Consider the following 6,224-nt stretch of genomic DNA (forward strand, 5'->3'; position numbering starts at 1 on the left):
ATGTAAGGAAGAAAAGGCTACCAATTAACATGCTACTGTATGGAATATATTCTAAAGGGAAAAGAAAAGATAGAAAGGAGTGTAGTAAGTAAAAGGAGGAATAGTAGTATGGATGTAAAACGTGTGAAACAAATCTTATCTTCTTCAAGTAGCATTGACGTTACATATGAGGGCGTACCAGTATGGATTGAGAGCTGTGACGAGCAGAGTGGAGTTGCTCAAGTGTATGATGTATCTAATCCCGGAGAAAGCGTTCACGTGAACGTGACGGCTTTAGAGGAGAAGTAATAGAAAAGACGCTTCTAAATGTTTAGAAGCGTCTTTTTTGTGTTATTCCATCATACTTGCAACTTTTTTAGAGCAGAGAAGAAGTACAACTCCTAGGACGATAACGATAATACCGATACTTGCAAATACTTCAAGATAACCTAATGATTGTGTAAAGGAAGCAAGCTTACCAGCTAACCAGTTAGCCATACCTGAACCAGCTAACCATACACCCATTAGTAATGATGCTAATTTAACAGGTGCAATTGCACTTACCATTGATAGACCGATTGGTGATAAGAATAGTTCGCCAATTGTATGGAACATATAAGTGATAACGATGAATAATAAGTTTGCTTTAACAGTTATATCAGCTTCAGTACTTCCAGTTTTTAGAACCGCTAATGTTAAAACAAGGTAACCTATACCTAGTAAAATCATACCAAATGCCATTTTTGTTGGTACTTTTAAATCGCCACGTTTTGATTTAGAAAGTTTTAACCATAGCATAGATACGAATGGTGCAAGTAGTACGATGAATGCTGGATTAACGGATTGGAACCAAGATGTTGGAACTTCCCATCCGAAAATTGTACGATCAACAAATTTATCTGTATAAAGTGTTAAAGAACTACCAGCTTGTTCAAAGCCTGCCCAGAAGAATACAACGAAACAAGTTAAAATTACAATTGCCCAAGTGCGATTTTTTTCTTGTTTTGTTAAAGGTTTCTTTTCGATTGCAGGTTGATTTTTTGTTTTTTTACCAACAACTGTTGTTCCTGCTGTACCAAGGTAGCGAGGAGCTAATAAGTTGAAAACAATTTGTCCAATAATCATACCGATACAAGCTGCTAAGAATCCATATTTATATCCCATAACCATAACGCCGTCAACGCTTGTTTTAAAGAAATCTTCTGCTAAAAATCCACAAATAAGTGGAGCGAAGAAAGCACCTACGTTAATACCCATATAGAAGATAGTAAATGCACTGTCACGACGTGAATCATTTTCGTCATACAATTCACCTAACAGTGTAGAAATATTTGGTTTGAAGAATCCATTACCAATAACTAATAGTACTAATCCAAGGAATAGTCCTGTTTTTGTATTCATGGAGAATAGTACAAAGTTACCAATCGCCATAATAATTCCGCCGAGAGTAATGGCATGACGTCTTGTAATATAATGATCAGTTAGCCATCCGCCTATAATTGGCATGAAATATACTGCTGCTGTAAAAGTACCATATAATTGCACTGCGACTGCCTTATCAAATCCTAATCCGCCACTAACGGCAGCAGTTGTTAAATAAAGAACTAAAAGGCCACGCATTCCATAATAACTAAATCTTTCCCACATTTCTGTTAAGAACAACAAATATAATCCTGGTGGATGTTTTTTTGGTGATTGTTGTTCTCCAGCTTTTTCTAATTTTAAAGCTGCATCCATTTTTGTTTCCCCCTAATCCTGTATAACGGATATTTATGTAATTATTTTAATTCACAAAATATTTAGAAGTCAATAGAATTATATGGAAATAGAAAGAAAATTTCTAGAAAAGTTCTATTTTTCTTCAACCGTTACTGTATTTTGCCCTGAAAACGAGATGATAAGCGTTTTCAAATGTAATAATTGAATTCTAAAAGAAAATAAAATAATGATTAATCAGAAAATTTAGATTAAAAAATTTATTCTGATATAGAGAAAATATATTCTATTTACTTTTATAATATAACATATTGGGAATAAAAATACAAAATGAAATAATGTGACACTTCAGTGAAATGAAAAAACCAGCTCCGTAGAAGGGAGCTGGTTAGAGGTGTATTATTTAACAAAGCGTTTTTCAATGTCATCTAGTAGTAGGTTAGCAGCCATTACACCACCAGCTGTATTCCAAATAACGTCGTCAACTTTGTATGCTTTTTCATTCTTTACTGCATTTAAGTTTTTAAATAGAGGATCATTGATATATTCTTTTTCTAATTCAGAGCCTTTTTTCTCGTTGCCTTTATCGAATGTGAAGTAGAATAATACATCACCATCCATTGCAGAAATACGCTCTTTAGATACATTGCGTTCTGCGAAATCATCTTTGTTTTGATCTCCAGGACGTTTAAATCCAAGTTCTTTTAAAATAACACCAGAGAATGTATCGCCATGATAAATACGAACATCACCAGGCATGAAGCGAACCATAGAGATTTCTTGATTTACTTTATCACCTAGTTTGGCTTTTAAATCTTTCATACTTTTATTGTAATCAGCTAAAACCTTTTGACCTTCTTTTTCTTTATTTAATGCTTTCGCATAAAATTTGAAGTTGTCTTTCCATTCACCACGTAGCGTCTCAGAGAACACAGTAGGTGCAATCGCTGTTAGTTGCTCATACACTTTTTCGTGACGCATTTTGTTACCGATAATTAAGTCTGGTTTTAAAGAAGCGATTGTTTCCACATTCACTTGTCCTTCATCACCAACAACTTTTACATCTTTCATTTTATCTTTAATATGTGGATACCATGGATCACCAGTCCAAGATTTTACAGCCCCAACTGGTTTCACACCTAGTTCAAGTAAAGCTTCAGTTCCTTCATTTGTTAAAATAACTACACGTTTTGGATTCGCAGGAACTTCTGTTTTACCCATTGCATGTTCAACCGTAATCATTTCTTTTTTCGTATCTTCTTTTGTTTCTTCTTTCGTATTTGATTTTCCACAAGCACTTAAAAGTAGTGAAAAGGCTAGTAAAAATACAAATACTGTAAACGATTTCTTTTGCACGAATTTCATTATGTACCCCCTACATACTGAGAAGTTTTTTCAATAGCAAGCATGATATTAAGCTTTTATCTTTTGATTGTCAATACATATCAATGAAAATAGTTCTCATTATCGTTGACAATGAGAATTAAGTTGAAATACACTTACAACGTATCATTATACATTGAAGGGGAAACGCTGCATGTTATTAAAAACAAATCAAGCAAAATGGATTGGGTTATTTGTTGGAATCATTGCAGTAATTACTTGTATTTGGGGAAGTATTATTTTCGGATATACAAATACGAGTTGGAAATTAGCGTTAGATGCTTTTTTTCATTTTAATGGTTCCAATGAACATATTATTATTCAAAATGTGCGTCTACCAAGGGCATTAATTGCAGCTAGTGTTGGTGCTAGTTTAGCCATTGCAGGTTGTCTTATGCAAACTTTAACGAAGAATCCACTTGCTTCTCCAGATTTTATTGGATTAAATTCAGGTGCTGCTTTCTTCATAGTTGTAGCAATTGTTATTTTTTCCGTAACATCATTATCAGCTTTCACGTGGATTGCCTTTTTAGGGGCAGCAGTTGCAGCTGTACTTGTATTTGCTTCTAGTTCTTTAGGAAAAGAGGGGACGACGCCTCTTAAGTTAACTTTAGCAGGGGTGGCAATTAGTGCATTATTTTCATCATTAACACAAGGATTACTTGTTTTAAATGAAAAGGCGCTTGAAGAAGTATTATTTTGGCTTGCCGGATCTGTGCAAGGGAGAAAGTTAGAAATTTTACAATCTGTATTCCCGTATTTATTAATAGGCTGGATTGCATCTCTTATGATGGCGGGGAAAGTAAATACGTTAATGATGGGGGAAGATGTTGCGAAAGGACTTGGACAACGAACAATTTTAATGAAATCATTCGTGTTACTTATTATTGTAATGTTGTCTGGTGGTTCAGTTGCGGTTGCTGGTCCCATTGGGTTTATAGGAATTGTTACTCCGCACTTTGCTAGATTTCTTGTTGGAGTCGACCACAGATGGAGAGTGCCGTATAGCGGATTATTAGGGGCAATATTATTAATCTTGGCTGATATAGCAGCAAGATATGTCATTATGCCACAAGAAGTACCAGTAGGGGTTATGACAGCATTTATCGGGGCTCCATTCTTTATTTATATTGCACGTAAGAGAGGGCTTAGCAAATGAAGAAGTATATCCCGTTTCGAATAGGAAAAGACGGATTCTCATTTTTAATGTATAAACGAGCTTGTCTCGTCTTATTCAGTTTACTAGTTGTTTTAATTGGATTATTTTTTGCGAGTGCAGGTATGGGAGACATGAAAATTGCCCCTTATGACGTATGGCAAGCGATTATCGGAAATGGCGACGCAATGTCAAATATGGTTGTAAATAAGTTTCGTATGCCACGTATTTTAATTGCCATCCTTGTAGGAATTGCGCTTGCTATAGCAGGCTGTATTTTACAAGGGCTCGTTCGAAATCCACTTGCTTCTCCAGATATCATCGGAATTACAGGTGGTGCAAGTGTCGCAGTTGTACTCTTTTTAGCTATATTTAGTGATAAAAACAATGCGCTAACCGTAAGCATTCATTATATGCCGCTCGCAGCCTTTGCTGGGGCAACGATTGTAGCGCTTTTTGTATATTTATTTGCATGGAGAAATGACGGATTATCACCGATTAGTCTCGTTTTAATTGGTGTTGGTTTTTGGGCGTTAACGAAAGCGGCAACGACTTTGTTTATGTTGTTAGCGCCTATTTATCAAGCGAGTCAAGCGAATGTATGGATTACAGGTACTGTTTACGGTTCTTCATGGCAAAATGTTATGGTACTTGCGCCGTGGGTTCTCATCTTAACGGTAATATCATTTATAGCTGCTAGGCATTTAAATGCGCAAGAGCTAGGGGATGATATTTCGGTAGGACTTGGTGTTCCTTTAACGAAGTCACGCGTATTCATGTTATTACTTAGTACAGCTTTAATTGGCGGAGCAGTTGCCTTTGCCGGAGGAATTGGATTTGTCGGTTTAATGGCACCTCATATTTCACGAAGACTAGTTGGTTCTTTATACGGTGCATTACTCCCAGTTGCGGCTATTGTTGGTGCAATTTTAGTACTTGCTGCAGATTTAATCGGGCGTACAGTTTTTACCCCACTTGAAATTCCAGCAGGGGTATTTACATCAGCAATTGGTGCACCTTATTTTATTTATTTACTTTATAAAAGTCGGAATTCATAAAGGGAGATGAATATGCAAAAAGCATTGGAGACGAAACGTTTGACGCTGTCTTATGGTGAAGCAATTATTATTGATGAGTTGAATTTAGAAATTCCAAAAGGCGAAATTACAATCTTTATCGGTTCTAACGGTTGTGGAAAATCAACTTTATTACGTTCACTAGCTAGATTATTAAAGCCAACAACTGGTGACATTTTGCTAGATAATCAAGCCATTCAAAGTATGCAAACGAAGCAAATTGCTCGTCAAATGGCAATTTTGCCGCAAGGACCGCAAGCGCCAGAAGGACTTACAGTATTGCAGCTTGTAAAGCAAGGGCGTTATCCATATCAAACGTGGCTGAAGCAATGGTCAGAAAAAGATGAAGAAATGGTACAAAAAGCACTTGCAGCAACAGGTATGACAGAATTTGCTGAGCGTGATGTGCATGCTCTTTCAGGTGGACAACGTCAACGTGCTTGGATTGCAATGACGCTTGCACAAGATACAGATATCATTTTACTGGATGAGCCTACTACATATTTAGATATGACTCACCAAATTGAAGTGCTAGATTTATTATTCGAATTAAATGAAATAGAACAAAGAACAATTGTTATGGTATTACACGATTTAAATTTAGCATGCCGCTATGCAGACAATATTGTAGCCATTCAAGATAAACAAATATATGCACAAGGTAAGCCGGAAGAAGTAGTAGATGAGAAGCTAGTACGTGATGTATTCCGAATGGAGTGTCAAATCAGTACGGATCCATTATTTGGGACACCACTTTGTATTCCGCATGGAAAAGGAAGACGTGTACGTAAAGAGGTTGCTCAGGCAATGAGTTAATGAAAAAAGACGATGAGGATTCTGATATTATCCCCTTTAGGTAGACAGTGTGAAAAAGACCATGTATACACATGGATGTTACACTATTACTTGGAGGG

6 protein-coding genes are annotated in these 6,224 nt (G+C 36.2%); 4 read left to right on the top strand and 2 right to left on the bottom strand.

Translation table 11 applies throughout. The annotated features are described in order from the left end of the window. Positions 1-108: 108 nt before the first annotated feature. On the top strand, positions 109-288 hold the full coding sequence (locus JDS82_RS23000) for an acid-soluble spore protein H (RefSeq protein WP_000382688.1): 180 nt from the start codon (positions 109-111) through the stop codon (positions 286-288). 42 nt (positions 289-330) lie between these two features. Here JDS82_RS23000 and JDS82_RS23005 read toward each other — a convergent pair whose 3' ends face one another. Beyond that, positions 331-1,716: a peptide MFS transporter gene (locus tag JDS82_RS23005; RefSeq protein ID WP_000338334.1), complete on the bottom strand. Its 1,386-nt coding sequence runs from the start codon at positions 1,714-1,716 to the stop codon at positions 331-333. Between the two features lie 378 nt (positions 1,717-2,094). After that, complete coding sequence (locus JDS82_RS23010; RefSeq protein ID WP_000673898.1) at positions 2,095-3,060, bottom strand: ABC transporter substrate-binding protein; 966 nt, start codon at positions 3,058-3,060, stop codon at positions 2,095-2,097. A 172-nt stretch (positions 3,061-3,232) separates the two neighbouring features. On the opposite strand from JDS82_RS23010, the gene JDS82_RS23015 reads away from it, so the two are divergent. The 3 genes from JDS82_RS23015 to JDS82_RS23025 are packed head-to-tail and all read left to right on the top strand — an operon-like array spanning position 3,233 to position 6,126. Next, the gene (locus JDS82_RS23015) at positions 3,233-4,237 is read left to right on the top strand and encodes a FecCD family ABC transporter permease (RefSeq protein ID WP_199714001.1); all 1,005 of its coding nucleotides are present in this window, start codon (positions 3,233-3,235) and stop codon (positions 4,235-4,237) included. Next, positions 4,234-5,292: a FecCD family ABC transporter permease gene (locus JDS82_RS23020; protein ID WP_199714002.1), complete on the top strand. Its 1,059-nt coding sequence runs from the start codon at positions 4,234-4,236 to the stop codon at positions 5,290-5,292. The genes JDS82_RS23015 and JDS82_RS23020 overlap by 4 nt, the downstream gene beginning before the upstream one ends. A 12-nt stretch (positions 5,293-5,304) precedes the next feature. Next, positions 5,305-6,126: an ABC transporter ATP-binding protein gene (locus JDS82_RS23025; RefSeq protein ID WP_064449793.1), complete on the top strand. Its 822-nt coding sequence runs from the start codon at positions 5,305-5,307 to the stop codon at positions 6,124-6,126. Positions 6,127-6,224: the final 98 nt, after the last annotated feature.

Origin of the sequence: Bacillus cereus group sp. N14 (genome assembly GCF_016483555.1) — a bacterium.
Lineage (GTDB): Bacteria > Bacillota > Bacilli > Bacillales > Bacillaceae_G > Bacillus_A > Bacillus_A wiedmannii.

What these genes read in the sequence shown, in the direction of transcription:
- JDS82_RS23000 (WP_000382688.1), top strand. Translation starts at nt 109, where the DNA reads ATGGATGTAAAACGTGTGAAACAAATCTTATCTTCTTCAAGTAGCATT.
- JDS82_RS23005 (WP_000338334.1), bottom strand. Translation starts at nt 1,716, where the DNA reads ATGGATGCAGCTTTAAAATTAGAAAAAGCTGGAGAACAACAATCACCA.
- JDS82_RS23010 (WP_000673898.1), bottom strand. Translation starts at nt 3,060, where the DNA reads ATGAAATTCGTGCAAAAGAAATCGTTTACAGTATTTGTATTTTTACTA.
- JDS82_RS23015 (WP_199714001.1), top strand. Translation starts at nt 3,233, where the DNA reads ATGTTATTAAAAACAAATCAAGCAAAATGGATTGGGTTATTTGTTGGA.
- JDS82_RS23020 (WP_199714002.1), top strand. Translation starts at nt 4,234, where the DNA reads ATGAAGAAGTATATCCCGTTTCGAATAGGAAAAGACGGATTCTCATTT.
- JDS82_RS23025 (WP_064449793.1), top strand. Translation starts at nt 5,305, where the DNA reads ATGCAAAAAGCATTGGAGACGAAACGTTTGACGCTGTCTTATGGTGAA.